The organism is Pelomonas aquatica (assembly GCF_026712205.1).
GTDB lineage: Bacteria > Pseudomonadota > Gammaproteobacteria > Burkholderiales > Burkholderiaceae_C > Pelomonas > Pelomonas aquatica.
Genome location: NZ_JAPPUW010000030.1, coordinates 14,571 through 35,526, shown reverse-complemented (window position 1 = coordinate 35,526; position 20,956 = coordinate 14,571). Strand labels below are relative to the sequence as shown.

At 69.7% G+C, this 20,956-nt stretch carries 18 protein-coding genes; 9 read left to right on the top strand and 9 right to left on the bottom strand.

All coding sequences use genetic code 11. From position 1 onward, the window contains the following. Window positions 1-46: 46 nt before the first annotated feature. Window positions 47-1,612 carry a methyl-accepting chemotaxis protein gene (locus tag NYP07_RS22095; RefSeq protein ID WP_268154037.1) on the bottom strand — a complete coding sequence of 522 codons (1,566 nt, stop codon included), beginning with the start codon at window positions 1,610-1,612 and terminating at the stop codon, window positions 47-49. Between the two features lie 140 nt (window positions 1,613-1,752). Here NYP07_RS22095 and NYP07_RS22090 point away from each other — a divergent pair, with 140 nt between their 5' ends. From NYP07_RS22090 to acnB, 5 genes are all read left to right on the top strand, one after another. Beyond that, window positions 1,753-2,754: an HpcH/HpaI aldolase/citrate lyase family protein gene (locus NYP07_RS22090; protein WP_268154035.1), complete on the top strand. Its 1,002-nt coding sequence runs from the start codon at window positions 1,753-1,755 to the stop codon at window positions 2,752-2,754. Window positions 2,755-2,869: 115 nt separating this feature from the next. After that, window positions 2,870-3,418, top strand: coding sequence for a hypothetical protein (locus tag NYP07_RS22085; RefSeq protein WP_268154034.1), 549 nt, complete (start codon window positions 2,870-2,872; stop codon window positions 3,416-3,418). Between the two features lie 115 nt (window positions 3,419-3,533). Next, entirely contained in the window at window positions 3,534-3,821 is a 288-nt protein-coding gene (locus NYP07_RS22080) for an AbrB/MazE/SpoVT family DNA-binding domain-containing protein (RefSeq protein ID WP_268154033.1), read from the top strand. Further along, entirely contained in the window at window positions 3,818-4,225 is a 408-nt protein-coding gene (locus NYP07_RS22075) for a type II toxin-antitoxin system VapC family toxin (protein ID WP_268154032.1), read from the top strand. Before NYP07_RS22080 ends, NYP07_RS22075 begins: the two co-directional genes overlap by 4 nt. 25 nt (window positions 4,226-4,250) lie before the next feature. After that, window positions 4,251-6,860 (top strand): bifunctional aconitate hydratase 2/2-methylisocitrate dehydratase, encoded by a 2,610-nt coding sequence (acnB, locus tag NYP07_RS22070; protein ID WP_268154031.1) that lies wholly within the window; start codon window positions 4,251-4,253, stop codon window positions 6,858-6,860. Between the two features lie 123 nt (window positions 6,861-6,983). Here acnB and NYP07_RS22065 read toward each other — a convergent pair whose 3' ends face one another. From NYP07_RS22065 to sbcB, 3 genes are all read right to left on the bottom strand, one after another. After that, window positions 6,984-7,256, bottom strand: coding sequence for a flagellar basal body rod protein (locus NYP07_RS22065; RefSeq protein WP_268154030.1), 273 nt, complete (start codon window positions 7,254-7,256; stop codon window positions 6,984-6,986). A gap of 114 nt (window positions 7,257-7,370) precedes the next feature. Then, a complete protein-coding gene (locus NYP07_RS22060) occupies window positions 7,371-8,303 on the bottom strand; it encodes a GGDEF domain-containing protein (RefSeq protein WP_268154027.1) in 933 nt (310 codons plus the stop codon). A gap of 83 nt (window positions 8,304-8,386) precedes the next feature. Next, a complete protein-coding gene (gene sbcB / locus NYP07_RS22055) occupies window positions 8,387-9,820 on the bottom strand; it encodes an exodeoxyribonuclease I (protein WP_268154025.1) in 1,434 nt (477 codons plus the stop codon). A gap of 81 nt (window positions 9,821-9,901) precedes the next feature. On the opposite strand from sbcB, the gene NYP07_RS22050 reads away from it, so the two are divergent. Continuing rightward, window positions 9,902-10,567, top strand: coding sequence for a response regulator transcription factor (locus NYP07_RS22050; RefSeq protein WP_268154023.1), 666 nt, complete (start codon window positions 9,902-9,904; stop codon window positions 10,565-10,567). Next, the gene (locus tag NYP07_RS22045; protein ID WP_268154021.1) at window positions 10,564-11,964 is read left to right on the top strand and encodes a sensor histidine kinase; all 1,401 of its coding nucleotides are present in this window, start codon (window positions 10,564-10,566) and stop codon (window positions 11,962-11,964) included. The genes NYP07_RS22050 and NYP07_RS22045 overlap by 4 nt, the downstream gene beginning before the upstream one ends. On the opposite strand, the gene NYP07_RS22040 is transcribed toward NYP07_RS22045, so the two are convergent. The 5 genes from NYP07_RS22040 to aceA all read right to left on the bottom strand — a co-directional run bounded on the left by NYP07_RS22040 (window position 11,954) and on the right by aceA (window position 19,939). Continuing rightward, entirely contained in the window at window positions 11,954-12,409 is a 456-nt protein-coding gene (locus NYP07_RS22040) for a RidA family protein (RefSeq protein ID WP_268154019.1), read from the bottom strand. The genes NYP07_RS22045 and NYP07_RS22040 overlap by 11 nt on opposite strands. After that, on the bottom strand, window positions 12,406-13,806 hold the full coding sequence (locus NYP07_RS22035; RefSeq protein ID WP_268154017.1) for an efflux transporter outer membrane subunit: 1,401 nt from the start codon (window positions 13,804-13,806) through the stop codon (window positions 12,406-12,408). The genes NYP07_RS22040 and NYP07_RS22035 overlap by 4 nt, the downstream gene beginning before the upstream one ends. Further along, complete coding sequence (locus NYP07_RS22030) at window positions 13,803-16,898, bottom strand: efflux RND transporter permease subunit (protein ID WP_268154015.1); 3,096 nt, start codon at window positions 16,896-16,898, stop codon at window positions 13,803-13,805. The genes NYP07_RS22035 and NYP07_RS22030 overlap by 4 nt, the downstream gene beginning before the upstream one ends. Next, the gene (locus tag NYP07_RS22025) at window positions 16,891-18,021 is read right to left on the bottom strand and encodes an efflux RND transporter periplasmic adaptor subunit (protein ID WP_268154013.1); all 1,131 of its coding nucleotides are present in this window, start codon (window positions 18,019-18,021) and stop codon (window positions 16,891-16,893) included. The genes NYP07_RS22030 and NYP07_RS22025 overlap by 8 nt, the downstream gene beginning before the upstream one ends. Before the next feature lie 619 nt (window positions 18,022-18,640). Further along, window positions 18,641-19,939 (bottom strand): isocitrate lyase, encoded by a 1,299-nt coding sequence (gene aceA, locus NYP07_RS22020; protein WP_268154011.1) that lies wholly within the window; start codon window positions 19,937-19,939, stop codon window positions 18,641-18,643. A gap of 269 nt (window positions 19,940-20,208) precedes the next feature. Between aceA and NYP07_RS22015 the strand changes: the two genes are divergently transcribed. Continuing rightward, complete coding sequence (locus NYP07_RS22015; RefSeq protein ID WP_268154010.1) at window positions 20,209-20,760, top strand: GNAT family N-acetyltransferase; 552 nt, start codon at window positions 20,209-20,211, stop codon at window positions 20,758-20,760. Between the two features lie 35 nt (window positions 20,761-20,795). Beyond that, window positions 20,796-20,945 carry a hypothetical protein gene (locus tag NYP07_RS22010; RefSeq protein ID WP_268154008.1) on the top strand — a complete coding sequence of 50 codons (150 nt, stop codon included), beginning with the start codon at window positions 20,796-20,798 and terminating at the stop codon, window positions 20,943-20,945. Window positions 20,946-20,956: the final 11 nt, after the last annotated feature.

Genomic DNA, 20,956 nt, shown 5'->3' with positions numbered 1-20,956 from the left:
AAACGAAGGCCTCCCTCGGGAGGTCTTTTTGCTGGCCTTTCGCCGCTCAGCCGCGTGTCGTCGGCAGCCTGAAGGTCGCGACCGTCTGCACCAGTTGCTGAGCCTGAGAGCGCAGGCCGTCCGCCGCGGCAGCCATCTGCTCGACCATGGCGGCGTTCTGCTGCGTGGCCTGGTCCATCTGCGTGACGGCTGCGCCGACCTGGCTGACGCCCGAGCTCTGCTCGGCGCTGGACGAGCTGATCTCGCCCATGATGTCGGCCACGCGCCGGATGCTGGTGACGACCTTGTCCATCGTGTCGCCGGCCTGGTCGACCAGCGTGTTGCCGCGGTCGACGCGCTCCATGCTCTGCGTGATGAGCTGCTTGATCTCGCGTGCAGCCTCGGCGCTGCGGCCGGCCAGCGAGCGCACCTCGCCGGCCACGACGGCAAAGCCCCTGCCCTGCTCGCCCGCCCGCGCCGCCTCGACTGCGGCGTTCAACGCGAGGATGTTGGTCTGGAAGGCGATGCCGTCGATGACCGCAATGATGTCGCCGATGCGGCGCGAGCTGTCGTTGATGCCCTTCATCGTGTCGACGACCTGCTTGACGACCTGCCCGCCCTCGGCCGCCACATGCGAGGCGCTCTGCGCGAGCTGGTTGGCCTGCTGGGCGTTGTCGACGTTGTTGCGCACCGTCGCACCCAGCTCGTCCATGGAGGCCGCGGTCTGCTGCAGCGCACTGGCCTGGCTCTCGGTGCGCGCGCTGAGATCCTGGTTGCCCGCGGCGATCTCGGAACTGGCGTTGGCCACCGACTCCGAGCCGTCGCGCACCTGCCGGACGATGCCGGCCATGCTGTCGCGCATGGCCTTCACGCCCTGCATGACGCTGGCATGGTCGCCGGCGCGCAGGTCGATGTCGACGGTCAGGTCGCCCTGGGCGATCTTCCGCATGATCGCGTTGACCTGGGCCGGCTCGCCGCCGAGCTGGCGCGTGATGCTGCGCGTGATCGCCAGGCCCAGCGCCAGCAGCACCCCGGCGAGCACGAGCACGCCCAGCCCCGCCTGCCAGACGCGCTGCCAGATGGCCTGGTTCACCGTGTCGACATAGACGCCCGAGCCGATGATCCATCCCCAGGGCGCAAAGCCCTTCACATAGGACACCTTGGGCACCGGACGGTCGCTGCCGGGCTTGGGCCAGAGATAGGGCACGAAGCCCGCGCCGCTGGCCTTCACGATATCCACCATCTCGACGAAGAGCGGCTTGCCGGTCGGATCCTTGCTGCCCGTCAGCGTCTTGCCCTCCAATTCCGGCTTCATGGGGTGCATGACCATGACCGGCGTGCTGTCGTTGATCCAGAAATACTCGTTGCCGCTGTAGCGCAGCGTGCGCACGGCGGCGAGGGCCGCCTTCTTCGCGTCCTCCTCCGGCATGCCCTGCGCGACCCGGGCATGGAAATGCGCGACGATGCCGTATGCCACCTCGACCGCCTGGCGCACGGCCTGCTGGCGCTCATCCAGGATCAGCGTCCGCTCGGAAAACAGCAGGAAGGCGGCGACGAACAGCACGCCGAGGACGGCACCCAGCGTCTGCAGACCCAGGCGGCGGGAACAACTGAGAGACTCGAGTCGAATCATGAATGTCTCCGGGTGTTGTCTTGTGGGGCCATACTGGCACGCCTGACCGCGATGCGACAGTGCGGATTGCCAACAACCGGGCATCGAGCGACGCCAATTCGCGACCCGCTCACCGCCACCGGCCTGGGTACAGTGGCGCCATGAGCGCCCCCCTCCATCCCCGCCGGGCCCTGTTCGGCCACGAAGCCGCACGGCCCTCGCTGCCCGTCGTCGACCACTACTGCGGCGTCGAGGCCCGCATGCGCAAGAGCCTGGCGCTGCAGGCCGAGCTCGGCCCTGTCTTCGACATCACGCTGGACGCCGAGGACGGCGCCCCGGTTGGCGGCGAGGCCGAGCACGCGCTGCTGATCGCCGAGCTGGCCACGAGCCCGGCCAACCGCTTCGGCCGCGTCGGCGCGCGCGTCCATCCCTGGGGCCACGCGGCCTTCGAGGCCGATGTCGACACCCTCGTCGCCAGGGCCGGCCGGCGCCTGGCCTATCTGATGATCCCCAAGCCCGACAGCGCCGAAGACGTGGACCGCGCCGCCGCCGCCATCGACGCGGCCTGCGAGCGCCACGGCGCACCCAGGCTGCCTCTGCAGGTTCTCATCGAGACCCACGGCGCGCTGCGCGAGGTCTTCCGCATCGCGGCCCACCCGCGCATCGAGTCCCTGTCCTTCGGGCTGATGGACTTCGTCTCCGCCCACGGCGGCGCGATCCCGAAGACCGCGATGGAACTGCCCGGCCAGTTCGAGCACCCCCTGGTCTTGCGCGCCAAGCTCGAGATCGCCGCGGCGGCCCACGCCTTCGGCAAGACGCCTTCGCACTGCGTCGTCACCGAGTTCCGCGATGGCGCCGCCGTCGCCGCCGCCGCGCAGCGGGCTGCCCGCGAGCTCGGCTACACGCGCATGTGGAGCATCCACCCGGACCAGATCCGCCCCATCGTCGAGGCCTTCGCGCCGGCCGCCGACGAGGTGGCCGAGGCCGCCGAGCTGCTGCTCGCGGCCCAGGCCGCGCAGTGGGCGCCCATCTCCTTCCACGACCGCCTGCACGACCGCGCCAGCTACCGCTACTTCTGGACCGTGCTGGAACGCGCCGAGCGCACCGGCCGCACGCTGCCGGCCGAGGCCCGCCAGGCCTTCTTTGCCGCGGCCATCGGGTAAAGCACGGCCTGGATGCAGCGCCGCGCGCAGGACAATCCCTCACATCTGCTCACCGACCCGCGGCCGCATTGCGGCCATGATGCGGCCCCTTCCCCTCCCTTCACGCCCCCTCCAAATGCAGTCCCTCTCGCTCCGCGGCAGCGCCGCCGCCCTGATCCTTTGCGCCGCCCTGCCCGTGCTGGCCCAGACCGGACCTGCCAAGCCCGCCGTCGCCAAGCCCGCCGCCAAGGCGGCCAAGGCCGCGCCGGCCAAGAAGGCGCCGCCGGCCGAGCCCGTGCTGGCCGAGGCCGGCGAAGAGCAACTGGCCGCCGCCGACCGGGCCTATCTGGGCGAATACCACTGCGAGTTCAAGCAGGTCGTCGACATCGAAAAGCACACCAAGGTGCCCGGCTACATCACCGTGGCCTGGCAGAAGCAGCACATCACGATGAAGCCCGTGCTGTCCTCCACCGGCGCGCTGCGCCTGGAAGACGTGACCGGCCGCACGCTGATGATCCAGATCGCCAACAAGTCCATGCTGCTGGACACCAAGCTCGGCCAGCGCCTGCTGGACGACTGCGTCCACCCCGAGCAGGCCCGGCTGATGGCCGAGGCCAGGGCCGCCGCGGCCGCCCACCCCGAAACGGCCGCCGCCGATTCCATCGGCATCACGCCCATGAAGTGAGGCCGCCGGCCGGCTTGAAACCGGCCGCCTCAGGTATGTAGAATGAATGCATACTTTTTGATGCATACCTGAGCCTCCCCGCCTCCAACGCGGCGGCTCAGCCGCTGGAGGCGCCATGGAAGCCACCGTTGCCGAACGCGGGCAGATCACGCTGCCCAAAGCCGTCCGAGACGCCCTCGGCCTGACCAAGGGCACGACGCTCAAGGTCGAGCTGGACGGTGGCCGCATCATCCTGCGCAAGAACGTCGACGACGCGATCTCGCGCCTGCGCGGCAAATTCAAGCTCGACGGCTTCGCCAGCACCGACGAGGCCATGCGCGCCATCCGCGGCCATGCGCCCGGAGACCCCTACCTGCCCCCTGAGCCCGATCCGGAGTCCCAGGGCGGAGAACCCAAGCCTTGATCGCCGCCGATTCGTCCGTGCTGATTGACCTGATCGCCGGCGACGATGACGCCTGCGCCAGCGCCGCCGAAGCGATCCGCCAGGCGCTGCACGTCGGCCCCGTCGTGCTGTGCGAGGTGGCACTGGCCGAGGTGTGCACCGCCTTCAAGGGCGGCGCCGAAATGCTGCAGTTCCTCGAGGAACTGGGCATCCGCTTCGACGCGATGGAGGCCAAGTCGGCCCTTCGCGCGGGCGAGATGCAGCGGCGCTACCGCCAGCGCGGTGGCAACCGCACCCGCACCGTGGCGGACTTCCTGATCGGCTCCCACGCCATGATGCAGTGCGATGGCCTCATCACGCGCGACGCCGGCTTCTACAGAGACTATTTCAAAGGGCTAAGGATCGTCGTCCCGACCTCGGCCTGACCTGCTGCTTCAACGGAGAAACACCATGCTTATTGCCTACCGCCAACATGCCGCCGAGCGCGCCGCCCTGGGCATCCCGCCCCTGCCGCTGGATGCCAAGCAGGTCGCCGAGCTGATCGAGCTGATCAAGAACCCGCAAGGATCTGAAGCTCAGGGTGAAGACGCCTTCCTGCTGGACCTGCTGACCCACCGCGTGCCCCCGGGCGTGGACGACGCCGCCAAGGTCAAGGCTTCGTTCCTGGCCGCCGTCGCCCATGGCGACATCAAGGTCGGCCTGATCTCCAAGGCCAAGGCCACCGAGCTGCTGGGCACCATGGTGGGCGGCTACAACGTGCATCCGCTGATCGAGCTGCTGGACGACGCCGAAGTCGCCGGCGTCGCCGCCGAGGGCCTGAAAAAGACCCTGCTGATGTTCGACTACTTCAACGACGTCGCCGCCAAGGCCAAGGCCGGCAACGCCAAGGCCAAGGAAGTGATGCAGTCCTGGGCCGACGCCGAGTGGTTCACTTCGCGCCCCGAAGTCGAGAAGAAGATCACCGTCACCGTCTTCAAGGTGCCCGGCGAGACCAACACCGACGACCTGTCGCCCGCCCCCGACGCCTGGAGCCGCCCGGACATCCCGCTGCACTACCTGGCCATGCTGAAGAACACCCGCTCCGACGCGGCCTTCAAGCCCGAGGAAGACGGCAAGCGCGGCCCCATGCAGTTCATCGAGGACCTGAAGAAGAAGGGCCACGTCGTGGCCTATGTCGGCGACGTCGTCGGCACGGGTTCGTCGCGCAAGTCCGCCACCAACTCCGTCATCTGGGCCACCGGCGAAGACATCCCCTTCGTGCCCAACAAGCGCTTCGGCGGCGTCACGCTGGGCGGCAAGATCGCGCCGATCTTCTTCAACACGCAGGAAGACTCTGGCTCGCTGCCCATCGAAGTCGACGTCAGCAAGCTGGAGATGGGCGACGTCATCGACGTGCTGCCCTATGACGGCAAGCTGGTGAAGAACGGCGAGACCGTCGCCGAGTTCAAGCTCAAGAGCGATGTGCTGTTCGACGAAGTGCGCGCCGGCGGCCGCATCAACCTCATCATCGGCCGCTCGCTGACCGCCAAGGCGCGCGAATTCCTGGGTCTGGCCGCCTCGACGCAGTTCCGCCTGCCGCAGGCGCCGGCCGCTTCGACCGCCGGCTTCACGCTGGCCCAGAAGATGGTCGGCCGCGCCGTCGGCCTGCCGGAAGGCCAGGGCGTTCGCCCCGGCACCTATTGCGAGCCCAAGATGACGACGGTCGGTTCGCAGGACACCACCGGCCCGATGACCCGCGACGAGCTGAAGGACCTGGCCTGCCTGGGCTTCTCGGCCGACCTCGTCATGCAGTCCTTCTGCCACACGGCCGCCTACCCCAAGCCCGTGGATGTGAAGACCCACCGCGAGCTGCCCGCCTTCATCAGCAACCGCGGCGGCGTGGCCCTGCGCCCGGGCGACGGCGTCATCCACAGCTGGCTGAACCGCCTGCTGCTGCCCGACACGGTGGGCACCGGCGGCGACTCGCACACCCGCTTCCCGATCGGCATCAGCTTCCCCGCCGGCTCCGGCCTGGTCGCCTTCGGCGCCGCCACCGGCGTGATGCCGCTGGACATGCCCGAGTCGGTGCTCGTGCGCTTCAAGGGCGAGATGCAGCCCGGCGTGACGCTGCGCGACCTCGTGCACGCCATCCCGCTGTACGCGATCAAGGCCGGTCTGCTGACCGTCGCGAAGGCCGGCAAGAAGAACGTGTTCTCGGGCCGCATCCTCGAGATCGAAGGCCTGCCGGACCTGAAGGTCGAGCAAGCCTTCGAGCTGTCCGACGCCTCCGCCGAGCGCTCGGCCGCCGGCTGCACGATCAAGCTCAACCCCGCGCCGATCAAGGAATACCTCACCAGCAACATCGTGCTGATGAAGAACATGATCGCCGACGGCTATGCCGACGCGAAGACGCTGCAGCGCCGCATCGAGAAGGTCGAAGCCTGGCTGGCCAAGCCCGACCTGCTCGAAGCCGACCGGGACGCCGAATACGCCGCCGTCATCGAGATCGACCTGGCCGACATCAAGGAGCCCATCCTCTGCTGCCCCAACGACCCGGACGACGCCAAGACCCTGTCCGACGTGGCCGGCACCCAGATCGACGAGGCCTTCATCGGCTCGTGCATGACCAACATCGGCCACTTCCGCGCCGCGGCCAAGTTGCTGGGCGGCCAGCGCGACATCCCGGTCAAGCTGTGGGTCGCCCCGCCGACCAAGATGGACCAGAGCGAGCTGATCAAGGAAGGCCACTACGCCGCCTTCGGCACCGCCGGCGCGCGCACCGAAATGCCGGGCTGCAGCCTGTGCATGGGCAACCAGGCCCAGGTGCGCGAAGGCGCGACCGTCGTGTCCACGTCCACGCGCAACTTCCCCAACCGCCTGGGCAAGAACACCAATGTGTTCCTAGCCTCCGCCGAGCTGGCCGCCATCGCGTCCAAGCTGGGCAAGATCCCGACGGTGGGCGAGTACCACGAGGCGATGGGCATCATCAACAAGGACACCGCCAGCGTCTACAAGTACCTGAACTTCGACCAGATCGAGGAATACGCGGAGACCGCCAGGTCCGCTGCCGCGACCTGCTGAGCCTGACAGCTCTGCCCAAGCCCGCCGCGCGCAAGTCCGGTGGGCTTTTCATAGTGCGCCCTGCCACGGGGCGCACCATGAAAAAAGCGGCCCATGGGCCGCTTGCGCGTTGGTGGCGGCTGCTCAGGCCTTGATGTCCAGCAGCGCGCCGGTCGTGTTCAGCTGCGTCTGCAGCACCTTCAGGTTCGCGACGAAGGCATAGGCCGCGGACTGCTGCTCGACGACCTCGTTGGCCGGGTTGATCTCGCGCCCGGGCACCTTGTCGACCTGGTTCGGCTCGACGCTCGGCCGGTCCAGGTTGCCGGCCGCCAGATTGGCGATGTTGGCCGCAGACGCGCGCAGGCGCTCGTTCGCGGCGGAGATGCCGGACAGGGCGGAGGACAGCGGGACGTTCATCGGGGTTCAGCCTCGGGCGTGATGGCCGCTACATCGACCAAGCCAGACTGAACTTTAGAACATCCGGCGGAAAACCGCGCATTTCCGGGGATCGCCGCGCCGGCAAACGTGAAATCAGCCCGCCAGTTCCTCGTAGCCGCCCGCGGACACGAAGATGCGCACGCTGTCGCCGCCGGCCGCCTTGGCCTCGGTGCAGGCCAGCGCGGCGCCGCCCAGCACGGCGTCCACCGTCGTCAGCGAGGGCTGCAGCTGCACGACGCCCAGCGAGGCCTTGACCCGCGTGCGGTGCAGGCCCCAGCGCAGCCGGTAGCCGGCCACGGCGGAGCGCACCTTCTCGGCAATGATCTGCGCGTAGTGCTGGTCGCAGTCGGGCAGCAGGATGGCGAAATGGTCTTCCTCCAGCCGCGCGACGAGGTCGGAGGCGCGCACCTTGCCGATCAGCATCTGGCCCAGGCCGTACAGGAAATGGTCGCCCACCTCGGCGCCCATGTCCTTGATGACCTCGGCGAACTTGTCCACGTCCAGCCACAGCACCGAGACCGGCTCGCCGCGGCGGCTGCCCACATGCTCGGCCAGGCGGCGCTCGAACTCGCGGCGGTTGGCCAGTTCGGTGACGCTGTCGTGCTTGGCCGTCCAGGTGGGCTGCAGGCGCTGGGCGCGCGCGGCAGTCACGTCCTCGACGATCCACAGCGCCTCGCCGGCCGGGGCGTCCCAGTGCACCGGCGTGGCCTGCAGACGGCCCCAGAAGCGGTGGCCGTCGCGCTTGACGTATTCGATCTCCTCGTCCAGCGGCCGGCCGGCGGCGAAGGCCGCGGCGGTGCGCTCCAGCAGCGCCGTGTGAGCGAGGTCGGTGGTGTGCACGACGCGCGTGCCCTGGCCGCTGAGGTCGCTGTCGTCGCCGAAGCCGAACAGGTGGTTGAACTCCTCGCTGACCACCTCGAAGCGCTGGCCGGAGACGAAGGCGACCGCCGTCGGCGCCCTGACCAGCAGCGCGCGCAGGCGGGCGGCGGTGGGGTCTTCGGCGTGGGCGGGGGCGGCGCTGCTCATGGGGTCTCCTGGGGGCTTCTTGCAGTCCCGACTATCGCAGGACTCATGGGTTTCGACCATGCTGCCCGTCACGGGAAAACCGCCTACGGCGCGATCTGCTCCGCGTAGTCGTACAGCGCCGACAGGATGGCCTCGCCGCGCTCGTCGGCCGCCTCGCCGAGCCGGTCGATGCGTTCCATGAAGGCGGCCAGCGTCTGCGCCCCGCCCTCGCCTTCGTGCAGGCGCGCGCCGCAGTGGGCCTGCCAGCGTCCGGCCTCGTCGGGCGACAGGCTGGCGGGGAAGTTGCGCGCGCGCCAGCGGAAGACGAGCTCCTCCAGCCGCCCGTCCTGGAAGACCAGCTTGCCCTGCGCCGCACGCTCGGCGAGCTGCTCGGGCGCCGTCGTGCGCACGCGGTTCAGCGCGCGGCGGTCCTCGTTGGCTATGAAGCCACCGTAAAGGTCCTCGTCCACGTCCGCCGGCGCGAAGGGCTCGCGCTGGAAGACATCGCCCCACAGGCCGTCAAGCAGGCGCCCCTTGTCGGCCAGCAGCCTGGCGTTGGCGAGCTGGGCCTCGAGGTCCAGGCCCCAGCGCTCGGCCATCACCGGGCTGAGCGTCTTCAGGTTCGCGATGACGACCGGCGACTTGTTGACGTGGATGGTCTTGAGCGGCAGCCGCGTGACGCCCTCGGGCAGCGCCTCCTGCTTCGTGAACATGCGCGTGCGGATGGCCTCGGCGTTCAGCGTCAGCAGCTCGTCGGGCGACACCGAGCAGTCCCACACGATGAGCTCGTTCTTGTTCGTCGGGTGCGGCGCCAGCGGCCAGACCAGCGCGATGCAGCCGCGCTCGGGGCCGTACATGCCCGACACATGCAGAAAGGGCTTGCCGACGCCAATCTCGTCCCATACGGCCTGCTTGCTGCGCAGCTTCAGGCAGAAGTCCCACAGCTTGGGCTGGGCCTGGCGCAGCTTGCGGGCCAGCGCCACGGTGGCACGCACATCGGACAGCGCGTCGTGGGCCGCCTCGTGGGCCAGGCCGTTGGCGGCGGTCAGGTGTTCGAGCTTGAAGCTGGGGCGACCGTCCTCGTGACTGGGCCATTCGAGCCCGTCGGGCCGTAGCGCGTAGGCGCAGCGCACGACGTCCAGCAGGTCCCAGCGGCCGCAGCCGTTCTGCCATTCGCGGGCATAGGGTTCGATGAGATTGCGCCAGAACAGGTGGCGCGTCACCTCGTCGTCGAAGCGGATGCTGTTGTAGCCCACGCCCACGGTGCCCGGCAGGGCCAGCACGGTCTCGATGGCGGCGGCGAACTCGTGCTCGGGCACGCCGCGCTGCAGGCAGTGCTGGGGCAGGATGCCGGTCAGCAGGCAGGACTCGGGGTCGGGCAGGTAGTCGGGCGCCGGCTGGCAGTACAGCATCAGCGGCTCGCCGATCTCGTTCAGTTCGGCGTCGGTGCGCAGGCCGGCGAACTGGGCGGGGCGGTCGCGCTTGGGCACGCGGCCGAAGGTCTCGTAGTCGTGCCAGAAGAAGCTCAGGTCGGTCATGCCGGCACCATACCCCATGCCCTGACCGGAACCTGACCTCGCCGACACCGCATCGACAGCCTCATGAGTTAACTTCTCCCGATGCGCATCCTCCTCGTCGAAGACGACGCCACGCTCAATCAGGTCGTCAGCCGCAGCCTCGCCGACCAGGGCCACCATGTGGACCTCGCCGCCACGGCCGAGCAGGCGCGCTGGCTGTGGCGGGTGCAGGGCTTCGACGCCGTGCTGCTGGACCTGACCCTGCCCGACGGCAGCGGCCTGCAGCTGCTGCTCGACGCACGCGGCCGCGGCGACCGCACGCCGGTGCTGATCCTGACGGCGCGCAACCGCACCGAGGAACGCATCGCCGGCCTGGACGCCGGCGCCGACGACTACCTCGGCAAGCCTTTCGACCTGGCCGAGGTCGAGGCGCGGCTGCGCGCGCTGGTGCGCCGCCGGCTGGACCTGGACGACCGCGTCCGCATCGGCCGCCTCAGCCTGGACCGCCGCAGCCAGCGCCTCTTCATCGGGCCTGAGCCGCTGCAGCTGCCGGCGCGCGAGTTCGCCGTGCTCTGCGAGCTGCTGACGCCGCCCGGGCGGGTCGTCAGCAAGGCGGCGCTGGCCGACAAGCTGTCGGGCTTCGACGACCTGCTGGCCGCGAATGCGCTGGAGGCCTTCATCTCGCGGCTGCGCAAGAAGCTGCAGGGCAGCGGCGCGGAGATCCGCACGCTGCGCGGCCTGGGCTATCTGATCGAGGCGGCGACTTGACCACGACGCGCGCCTCGCTGCGGCGCCGGCTGGTCCGCCACGTCACGCTGCCGCTGCTGCTGACCTGGGGCCTGGGCTCGGCGCTGGCGCTGGGCATCGCGTCCTACTTCACGCAGCGCGCCTTCGACCGCACGATGCAGGACGACGCCTATCTGCTGTCCGCCCACCTCGCCGGGCAGGACGGCCGCTGGGTGCTGAACATGAGCGCCGACGACATCCGCACGGTGCTCTTCGACCAGAGCGAGAGGGTCTATTTCGCCGTGCAGGGCCGGGACGGCCGGCTCATTGCGGGCCATGCCGGGCTGCACGCACCGCCGGCGGACGACGACGGCGCCGAGGTGCGCTACACCGACCTGGTCTTCCAGGGGCAGAAGCTGCGCGCCGTCGTGCTGGAGCGCCGCGAGCCGGCGGTGCAGATCATCGTCGCGCTGACCACCACCAGCCGCAGCGCGCTACTGCGCCAGCTGGTGACCTACTCGATCGCGCCGCAGGTGCTGCTGCTGCTGGGCCTGCTCGCCTGGCTGCGCCGCGCCGTCAACCGCGACCTGCGGCCGCTGTCGCAGCTGCAGGAGCTGGTGGAGACTCGCGATGCCGCCGACCTATCGCCGCTGCCGCGCGAGCTGCTGGACGGCAGCGCCTCGCGCGACGTGCACGGCCTGGCCAGCGCCATCGACGCGCTGCTGGGCCGCGTGGCCCAGGGCGTGGGCGCGCAGCGCGAGTTCGCCGGCAACGTGGCCCACGAGCTGCGCACGCCGCTGGCCGGCATCCGCGCGCTGGCCGAGTACGGCCTCGCGCAGCGCGACCCCGCGCGCTGGCGCGAGCAGCTGCAGGCGGTGCTGGAGAGCCAGCAGCGTGCCAGCCGCCTCGTCGACCAGCTGCTGGCGGTGGCCCTGGCCAGCGAGGCGGAAGCCGTCGTCCAGCTGCGCCGCCTGGACCTGGCCGCCGGCGCGCGCGACCGCCTGCTGCAACTGCTGCCGCTGGCCGACAAGGCCGGCGTCGAGCTGGAGGCCGGCGGCCTGGACGAGCCCGCCTGGGTGATGGCCGACCCCGCCCTCGTCGACGGCCTGCTGGCCAACCTGCTCGACAACGCGCTGCGCTACGGCCACCGTCCCGGCAAAGCCGGCCGCATCCGGCTCGACATCGGCCACGCCGATGGCCGGGTGGTGCTGTCGGTCACCGACCAGGGCCCCGGCATCGGCGCCGAGCAGCGCGAGGCCCTGAAGGCCCGCTGGCGCCAGGGCAGCGACGGCGCGCGCCTGGGCCAGGGCGCCGGCCTGGGCCTGTCCATCGTGCAGCGCTATGCCGAACTGATGCAGGCCGAGTTCCGGCTGGACGAGGGCGACGGCGGTGCGGGCCTGAAGGCCAGCATGGCCTTCAGGCCGGCAGCTAGCCTCTGAGGGGCTTCAGCGGCCCTTCGGCATGGTCGTGCACCCGGTGGTGCACGGCGGCCACGCACTCGATCTCGACCCGGTACTCCGACGAGATCAGCCGCGCGCCGATGGTGCTGCGCGCCGGCGTGTGGCCCTGGGGCACCCAGTCGTCCCAGACCGAGTTCATCGCGACATAGTCGCCCACCGAGGCCAGGTAGACGCGGGCCTGCACGATGTGCCGCTTGTCGGCCCCGGCGCGGGCCAGCAGCCTGTCGATGAAGTTCAGCACCTGGCGGGTCTGGCCGGTGATGTCCAGGCCCGTGTCCTCCGCCACCTGGCCGGCGATGTAGATCAGCTTGCCGTGGCCGAGGTCCACCACGGTCATCTCGCTGAAGCGCTCCCCCATGTCGAAGCGCGAAATCTCCATCTCGTGATGGGCACGGCCTTCATCGTGGCATTCGGTGCTGCTCATGGTGTCTCCTGAACCCAGGTTCCCGCGATGGCCTGGCAGAGGGCCACCGCGTCGGACAGCTCGGCGCTGCGGGCCTGCGCAAGCGCGAGACCGGCCTGCCACTGCGATTGTTCGGCCGCCAGCGCCGCCAGCGGGCTGAGGTCGCCCAGCCTGACCTGATCGCGGGCGATGCGCGCGGCCCGCTCGGCGGCGCGCAGGGCCTCGGCCTGGCGCTCCACGAGCCGCCGGTCGCCGTCCGCGGCGGCCAGGCTGTCGGCCACCGACTGGATGGCCTGCAGCACCGTCTGGCGGTAGAGGGCCGCCGCCGCGTCGCGCTGCGCCCAGGCGGCCCGCTCGCGCGCGGCCAGCGTGCCGCCGTCGAAGACGGGCTGGGTCAGCCCGCCGACCAGGCTCCAGAAGCGGTTGCCGGACTGGAACAGCTGCGACAGGCTGGACGAGGCCTGCCCGATGCCGGACGCGGTGATGCTGAGCGCCGGCAGGCGATTCGCCCGCGCCACGCCCACCAGTGCATTGGCCGAGCGCAGGCCGGCCTCGGCGGCGCGCACGTCGGGCCGCGTCTCGACCAGGCGGGCCGGCACGGCGGCCGGCAGCGCCGCGGGCAGGCGCAGCTCCGCGAGGCTGAAGCGGGTCTCCAGCGGGTCGGCCGGGTAGCGCCCGAGCAGGGCCTTGAGCTGGTGGTCCTGCTGCACGAGCTGGCGCTCCAGCGGCGGCAGGCCGGCCTCCAGCGTCGCCAGCTGCAGCTGCTGGGCGCTCTCGTCGGCCTCGGCCACGGCGCCCAGGCGGCGCAGGCGCTGCGTGATCTCGAGCGCGCGCCGCTGGGTCTGGATCTGCCCGCGCAGCAGTTGCAGCTGTTCGCTCAGGCCGGCGCCGTTGACGGCCGCCTGCACGACATTGGCGGCCAGCGTCAGCCGCGTGGCCGACAGGTTCTCGGCCGCCACGTCGCGCTGCGCCGCCAGCGCTTCGACGCTGCGCCGGTTCAGGCCGAACACGTCGGGGCTGTAGCCGACGCTGAGCTGGGCCGTGTGCACTGTGTAGATATAGGCATTGCTGGCCAGCGGCGAGGCATAGACCGAGGCGGTCTTCTGCCGGCTGGACGACAGGCCCACGCCGACCTGCGGCAGGGCCACGCCTTCCTGGGCCGCCACGGCCTCTTCGGCCGCCTTCAGATTGGCCTGGCCGGCCTCGACGGTCGGGCTGGCGCGCAGCGCCTCGTCGACGAGGCGGTTCAGCCTTTCGGAGCCGAAGCGCCGCCACCAGTCGCGCTCCAGGTCGGCGGCCGTCGCGGCCGCGTCGGCTGCCGTCACGCGCGGCGGCAGGGCCAGCTCGGGACGGCGGTAGTCGGGCCCCACCGCGCAGGCCGCGAGCAGCAGGGGCAGGCAGAACGCCAGGCGGTTCATCGCGTCCTCCGGTCCTGCTGGTCCCAGCCCTTGCGCTCGCACAGATGCTCGATCGAGTAGAACAGGCTGGGCAGCACGAACAGGGTCAGCAGCGTCGACACGATCAGGCCGCCCACCACCACGGTGGCCAGGCCGCGCTGCACGTCCGTGCCCACGCCGGTGGCGAGGGCCGCCGGCAGCATGCCGATGGAGGCCACCGTCGCCGTCATCAGCACCGGCCGCAGCCGCTCCGCGGCGGCCTGCGTGACGGTCTGGTCCAGCGGCAGGCCCTGGCCGCGCACGCGCCGGAAGTTGGACACCATGATGATGGCGTTCTGCACCGACACGCCGAACAGCGCGATGAAGCCCACCGCGGTCGCCACGTTGAGCGTCTCGCCGGTGGCGTGGATGGCGATCAGCCCGCCCAGCGTCGCCAGCGGCACGACGCCGAGGATGAGCAGGGTCTGGCGCAGCTTGCCGAACTGCAGGAAGAGCACGGTGCCCATGGCCAGCAGCACGACGCCGAGGATGACGGTGAGGCGCTCCTGGGCGCGCCGCTGGTTCTCGAACTGCCCGGCCCATTCGAGGCGGTGCTTCTGGGCGTCGAACTTCACCTCCTTGTCGATGCGGGCCTGGGCCTCGTCGAGATAAGAGGCCAGGTCGCGGTCGCGGTTGTCGATGCGCACCGTGATCTGGCGTTCGTTGAGCTCGTGGGAGATGGTGCTCTGGCCGCTCTGCAGCTTGATCTCGGCCACCAGCGACAGCGGCACCGTCGCGCCGGTGCTGGAGCGCAGCACCAGCCGCCCCAGCACCTCGGGGTTGGCCTTGTAGTCGTTGGGGAAGCGCACGCCGACGCTGTAGGCCCGGTCCTCCACATAGACCGAAATCACCGGGGCGCCGCCCACGCCCGTCTGCACGAGGTTGGCGATGTCGGCCACGTTGATGCCGTAGCGCGCGGCGGCCTCGCGGTTGACCTTGACGACCAACTGCGGGATGGGCGGAGCCTGGAAGACCGAGGCCGAGGCCGTGCCGCGGATCTGCTTGAGCAGGTCCACCACCTGGTCGGCGATGCGGCGGTCCTCGGCCAGGTCGAAGCCGTAGACGCGCAGCACCAGCGGGCTGTGCGCGCCGCCGACGGCGTCGTTGACGCCGTCGATGATGGGCTGGCTGATGCCGAAGGAGATGCCGGGGATCTTGTCCAGCCGCGCGCTGACGCGCCGCACGAACTCGCCCTTGGACTCGCGGTCGGGCCAGGTCTCGTAGGGCTGCAGGCCGACGGGCGCCTCGATGTGCGAGGGCGTCCAGGGGTCCGTGCCGCTGTCGTTGCGGCCCAGCTGCGTGACGACGTGCTTGACCTCGGGGAACTCCAGCATCGCGCGCCGCACCTCGGCCGCCAGCTCGTTGGCCTTGTCCAGCGAAATGCCGCTGGGCATGTCCACCTGCAGCCACAGCGAGCCTTCGTCCAGCTCCGGCAGGAACTCGCGCCCGGCGCTCGCGCCCAGGCCCACCACGGCGGCCAGCACCAGGCCGCTGGCGGCGATGGCGATCCAGGGCCGCGCGATCAGCAGCTCCAGCGCGGCCCGGTAGCGCTCGGTCAGCCAGATCAGCGGCTTGTTGTGGAAGACCTTGCGCGGCTTGCGCAGCGCGACATAGGCCAGGCCGGGAATGAGGGTCAGCGAGCACAGCAGCGCGCCGAAGAGCGCATAGCCCACGGTCCAGGCCATCGGCGTGAAGAGCTTGCCCTCGGCGCGCTGGAAGGCGAACAGAGGGCAGTAGGCCAGGATGATGATCAGCGTCGCGAAGAACATCGGCTGGGCCACATGGCTGGTCATCTCCAGCACATCGGTGCGGGTCAGGGCCTCGGTGGGCTGCTCCTCGCGCCGGCGCAGGATGGTCTCCATGACGACGATGGCGCCGTCCACGATGATGCCGAAGTCGATGGCCCCCAGCGACAGCAGGTTGGCCGGCATGCCGGTCCAGGTCATGAAGATGAAGGTCGAGACCAGCGCGATCGGGATGGCCACCGCCGCGACGATGGCGCTGCGCGGGCTGCCCAGGAACAGGATCAGCACGATGCACACCAGGCCGATGCCTTCCAGCACCGTGTGCGTCACCTTGTCCACCGTCAGCTTCACGAGGTCGTCGCGGTCGATGTAGGGCACCAGCTTGACGTCCATCGCGGCCAGGCGCTTCTGGAGCTTGTCCAGCTTCTGGTGCACGCCCTCCAGCACGCGCGAGGGGTTCTGGTACTTCAGCATCAGCACGATGCCCTGCACCGTGTCGGGGTTCAGGTTCTTGCCGACGATGCCCTCGCGCTCCTGGTGGCCGATCTGCAGCCGCCCCAGGTCGCGCACCAGCACCGGATTGCCCTCCTTCTGGGTCACGACGACGGTGCCGAGGTCGTTCAGCTCGTGGATCTGGCCGATGGCGCGCACCACATAGCCCTGCTCGCCGCGCACGATGCGCCCGCCGCCGGCGTTGACGCTGTTGGCGTTGATGGCGCTGACGACGTCCTGCAGCGTCAGGTTGAACTGCTCCAGCTTGACGGGGTCGACCTCGAGCTGGAATTCCTTCGTGAAGCCGCCGAAGTTGGTCACGTCGACGACGCCCGAGACCTCCTTGAGCGCCGGCACGACGATCCAGCGCTGGATCTCCGACAGCTCCATCAGGTTGCGGCTGTCCGACTCCAGCGTGTAGCGCAGGATCTCGCCGCCGGGCCCGGTCACCGGGCCTAGGCCAGGCGTGATGCCGGGCGGCAGCGTCACCGTGCCGATGCGCTCCAGCACGCGCTGGTTGGCGAAGTAGTCCTCCGTGCCGTCCTTGAAGACCAGCGTGATGAGGGACAGCGCGAAGGTGGAGCTGGAGCGGATCGTGACCAGGCCCGGCGTGTTGCGCAGCGCGCGCTCCAGCGGGATGGTGATCTGCTGCTCGACCTCCTCGGCCGCGAGCCCGGGCACCTGCGTGGTCACCACCGTCGTCACGTCGCCGATCTCGGGGTAGGCCTCCACGGTCATGTTGACCCAGCAGAAATAGCCATAGGCCGTCAGCAGCACGGCCACGACCCAGATCAGCTGGCGCCGCTTGAAGCAGAGCTGGATGAGGAGATTAATCATTCAGCAGCACACCGCCACGCACCACGACGCGCTCGCCGCCGTTCAGGCCGCTGCGCACGCGCACCTGGCTGCCGTCCTCGCTGCCCAGCAGCACGACGCGCGGCTTGAAGGTCCAGGGCGACGACTCGACGAACACCAGCACCTGGTCGTTGTTCATGACCAGGGCGGACTGGGGCACGACGGGCTGCACGGGCTGCGTCACCGCGAACTTCACCGTCGCGAACATGTTCGGGCGCAGGCGGCCGTCGGCGTTCGGCACCCGGGTCCGCACGCGGGTGCGCCGCGTGTCGGCCTCGACCACGCTGGCGATGGACTGCACCGCCGCCTTGATGGGCTGGTCGGGATAGGCGTTCACCGTGGCCTGCAGCGACGCGCCCACCTTGATCTGGGCCAGCCAGGCCTCGGGCACCAGGGCCGTGAGGTAGACCGATTCGAGGTTCACCATCGTCAGCAGCGGCGCGGTCAGGTCGTTCACGACACTGCCGACGCCGACCGACAGGCTGTTCACCGAGCCCGAGGTCGGCGCCTGCACGACGAGCCGCGCATGCCCGGGTTCGGCATCGGGCGCGAGGCCCAGCGCCTTGAGCCGGCCCTCGGCGCGGTCCAGCTCGGCCTGGGCCTGGGTCAGCTGGCTCTGCGCGGCCTCCACGTCCTTCTCGGCACTGCCGCCGGCGAGCTGCACCTGGCGCGCACGCTCCAGCGCCTTTTTCGCCAGGCTGCGCTGGTCGCGCGCCTTGGCCGCATCGCTGGCGGCCTGCAGCAGGTCCGACGACTGCAGCAGAGCCAGCACCTGGCCCTTGCGCACCGTGTCGCCGACCTTGACCTTGAGCTCCACCACCTTGCCGGACAGCGGCGCCAGCACCTGGAAGGAGCTCGCCGGGTCGGCCTCGACGACGGCGGGCACGCTGAGCTCGTGCGGCAGGCCGGCCGTCCGGACCGTGTCCACGGCGATGCGCGCGCGCAGCGGCGAACCTTCGGGAACGAAAAGCGCGTCGCCCTTGCGCACCAGCAGCCCCGGCCCGGCGACGGCCATCGCGGCGCCCAGCAGCAGCCCGGCGGCGGCGGCCCCCGCCAGGCATCGGCGCCAGGCCCGCCACGCCGGCCGATGAGTCAATCTCTTCACTGTGGGAATTCGCAAACGGTGGGATGGGATGGGGGCCGAACCCCGCGCCCGACCTGGCCGCGCACTGTAATCAAGCCGCGTGACAGAGCTGCCATGCGATCACCGCGCCGCGGCGGATGGACAGGCGTGTGAAGGCTTGGCGGGGCGGGCCCGGCCGCCGCGGCCACCGTCGGCCTGCTTCCTGGTCGTCGGGCCGGCGCCTTGCCATCGGACTTCCCCCAGACCCGCAGCCGTCCACGAAACCCTTGCCTTTGGCCACCATTCCCCTTGCCGGGCGGGTGGAGAACCTTCGCCTCCGAGTCGCTGCGCCGTGCCGGGCGCGCCATAAAAAAGACCCGCCGAGGCGGGCCGTAAAAGTCAGGAGTTGAAGCTGACTCTGATCAATCGGACTTGTCGCTCATCGCGCCGGACGGCAGCAGGCGCCGTCCTCCGTCGCGCTCAGCCGTCCTGCAGGCCACGCCAGCGATGCGGGACATCGCCGGCCCTTGAGCACGCGTCGGACAGCACGCAGGTGCTGTCCTCGGTCGCACCCAGCCTTGCAGGCCGCGCCAGCGATGCGAGACATCGCCGGCCCTTGAGCGCGCGTCGGACAGCACGCAGGTGCTGTCCTCGGTCGCGCTCAAGCATGCTTGGCGTCGAAGAACTGTTCGTCTTCGGTCGAACCCTTCAGCGCGGCCGTCGAGGCCTGGGCTTCGATGGTGGTCGTCACCGCATCGAAGTAGCCGGTGCCGACCTCGCGCTGGTGCTTGACCGCGGTGAAGCCCTTCTCGGCGGCGGCGAACTCGGCCTCCTGCAGCTCGACGAAGGCGCTCATCTGGTTGCGGGCATAGCCGTGGGCCAGGTTGAACATCGAGTAGTTCAGGCTGTGGAAGCCGGCCAGCGTGATGAACTGGAACTTGTAGCCCATGGCGCCCAGCTCGCGCTGGAACTTGGCGATGGTGGCGTCGTCCAGGTTCTTCTTCCAGTTGAACGACGGCGAGCAGTTGTAGGCCAGCAGCTTGCCAGGGAACTTGGCGTGGATGGCATCGGCGAAGGCCTTGGCGAAGGCCAGGTCGGGCTTGCCGGTCTCGCACCAGATCAGGTCGGCATAGGGCGCGTAGGCCAGGCCGCGGCTGATGGCCTGGTCGAGGCCGTTCTTCGTGCGATAGAAGCCTTCGACGGTGCGCTCGCCGGTGCAGAAGGGCTTGTCGTTGTCGTCGATGTCGCTGGTGACGAGGTCGCCGGCTTCGGCGTCGGTGCGGGCCACGAGCAGCGTCGGCACGCCCATGGTGTCGGCCGCCAGGCGGGCCGCAACGAGCTTGGCGACGGCTTCGCGCGTCGGCACCAGCACCTTGCCGCCCATGTGGCCGCACTTCTTGGCGCTGGCCAGCTGGTCTTCGAAGTGCACGCCCGAAGCACCGGCCTCGATCATGGCCTTCATCAGCTCGAAGGCGTTCAGCACGCCGCCGAAGCCGGCTTCCGCGTCGGCCACGATGGGGGCGAAGAAGTCGATGTCGTCCTTGCCCTCGCTCCACTGGATCTCGTCGGCGCGCTTGAAGGTGGCGTTGATCTTCTTGACGACCTTGGGCACCGAATCCACCGAGTACAGCGATTGGTCGGGGTACATCTCGCCGTTGCTGTTGGCGTCGCCGGCGACCTGCCAGCCCGACAGGTAGATGGCCTTCAGGCCGGCCTTGACCTGCTGCATGGCCTGGTTGCCGGTCAGCGCGCCCAGCGCGTTGACGAAGGGCTCGGTGTTCACCAGGCCCCAGAGCTTCTCGGCGCCGCGCTTGGCCAGCGTGTGCTCGATCTCGACGGAGCCGCGCAGGCGCACCACGTCGGCGGCGGTGTAGCCGCGGGTGATGCCCTTCCAGCGCGGGTTCTCGGCCCAGTCCTTTTCGAGGGCGGCGATCTGTTGTTCACGGGTGAGGCGGGTCATGGAAGCTCCTTGCAAAACATCGAAAACCGATGGCTCAAGCCTAAGCCTCTCCTCTGCCTCGCGGAAGGCCCAAGTCTTATATAAGACAAAAAACTTTCATGTTTAAAAACAATGATTTGACTTCAGTTTTTCAAATCACAAAATGCAATTCACCATAATGAGAAATATTGCGGCGGCGCAGCATGAGACAACTCCCATGATGTGGAAGATGACTTTCGAATCGTGAGAGTCAACCCGACCAGAATCGCCGGCATCGGCCCGGACCACCCATGACACTGCTGACCACGCCCCGCCTGCGCCTCGAACCGCTGCAAGACCGCCATTTCGACGGCCTGCACCGCCTGAACCGCGACCCGGTCGTCATGCGCTACATCACCGGCCGGCCCGACACGCCGGAGGACACGCAGTCCATGATCGACCGCGTGAAGGCGCGCTGGGCCGAGTTCGGCTATTCCTGGTGGGCCTTCGTCCGCCGCGACGACGGCGAGCTGATCGGCTGCGGCTGCATCCAGCACCTGAACCGCGACCCTCAGGGCCCGCTGGAAACCGGATGGCGGCTGCGCCAGGATGCCTGGGGCCAGGGCTATGCCAGCGAGGCGGCCCGCCATATGGTGGGCTGGGCCTTCAGCAGCCTGAAGCCCGACCGGGTCTGCGCCGTCTGCCAGCCCGGGAACACGCCCTCCTCCACCGTCATGGAGCGCCTGGGCATGCGCTTCACCGGCCTGGGCCGCTGGTACGACATGGACTGCAGGCGCTACGACGTCACGGCCGCGCAATGGGCCGCGAGCCCGGCCAAGGCGAAGTACGACGCTGAGGCATAGTCCGGTCTACTTCAATCCCTTTGCACGGAGGACTCATGGCCAACCACGAACAGCGCAGCAACAAGATGACGAAGAAGCCCAAGAAGGATGCCGCCCCCGGCAAGACGGCCGGCTCCGACCGCCCGGTGGCGCCGATGACCTCGGTGATGCCCAAGGGCAAGGAAGCCAAGCTGAAGAACAAGTAAGCCCGACCGGC

Coding starts and splice junctions, on each gene's coding strand:
- NYP07_RS22015 (WP_268154010.1), top strand. CDS start 20,209: ATGACACTGCTGACCACGCCCCGCCTGCGCCTCGAACCGCTGCAAGAC.
- NYP07_RS22085 (WP_268154034.1), top strand. CDS start 2,870: ATGCAGTCCCTCTCGCTCCGCGGCAGCGCCGCCGCCCTGATCCTTTGC.
- sbcB (WP_268154025.1), bottom strand. CDS start 9,820: ATGACCGACCTGAGCTTCTTCTGGCACGACTACGAGACCTTCGGCCGC.
- NYP07_RS22065 (WP_268154030.1), bottom strand. CDS start 7,256: ATGAACGTCCCGCTGTCCTCCGCCCTGTCCGGCATCTCCGCCGCGAAC.
- aceA (WP_268154011.1), bottom strand. CDS start 19,939: ATGACCCGCCTCACCCGTGAACAACAGATCGCCGCCCTCGAAAAGGAC.
- NYP07_RS22030 (WP_268154015.1), bottom strand. CDS start 16,898: ATGATTAATCTCCTCATCCAGCTCTGCTTCAAGCGGCGCCAGCTGATC.
- NYP07_RS22010 (WP_268154008.1), top strand. CDS start 20,796: ATGGCCAACCACGAACAGCGCAGCAACAAGATGACGAAGAAGCCCAAG.
- acnB (WP_268154031.1), top strand. CDS start 4,251: ATGCTTATTGCCTACCGCCAACATGCCGCCGAGCGCGCCGCCCTGGGC.
- NYP07_RS22095 (WP_268154037.1), bottom strand. CDS start 1,612: ATGATTCGACTCGAGTCTCTCAGTTGTTCCCGCCGCCTGGGTCTGCAG.
- NYP07_RS22090 (WP_268154035.1), top strand. CDS start 1,753: ATGAGCGCCCCCCTCCATCCCCGCCGGGCCCTGTTCGGCCACGAAGCC.
- NYP07_RS22060 (WP_268154027.1), bottom strand. CDS start 8,303: ATGAGCAGCGCCGCCCCCGCCCACGCCGAAGACCCCACCGCCGCCCGC.
- NYP07_RS22050 (WP_268154023.1), top strand. CDS start 9,902: ATGCGCATCCTCCTCGTCGAAGACGACGCCACGCTCAATCAGGTCGTC.
- NYP07_RS22040 (WP_268154019.1), bottom strand. CDS start 12,409: ATGAGCAGCACCGAATGCCACGATGAAGGCCGTGCCCATCACGAGATG.
- NYP07_RS22080 (WP_268154033.1), top strand. CDS start 3,534: ATGGAAGCCACCGTTGCCGAACGCGGGCAGATCACGCTGCCCAAAGCC.
- NYP07_RS22035 (WP_268154017.1), bottom strand. CDS start 13,806: ATGAACCGCCTGGCGTTCTGCCTGCCCCTGCTGCTCGCGGCCTGCGCG.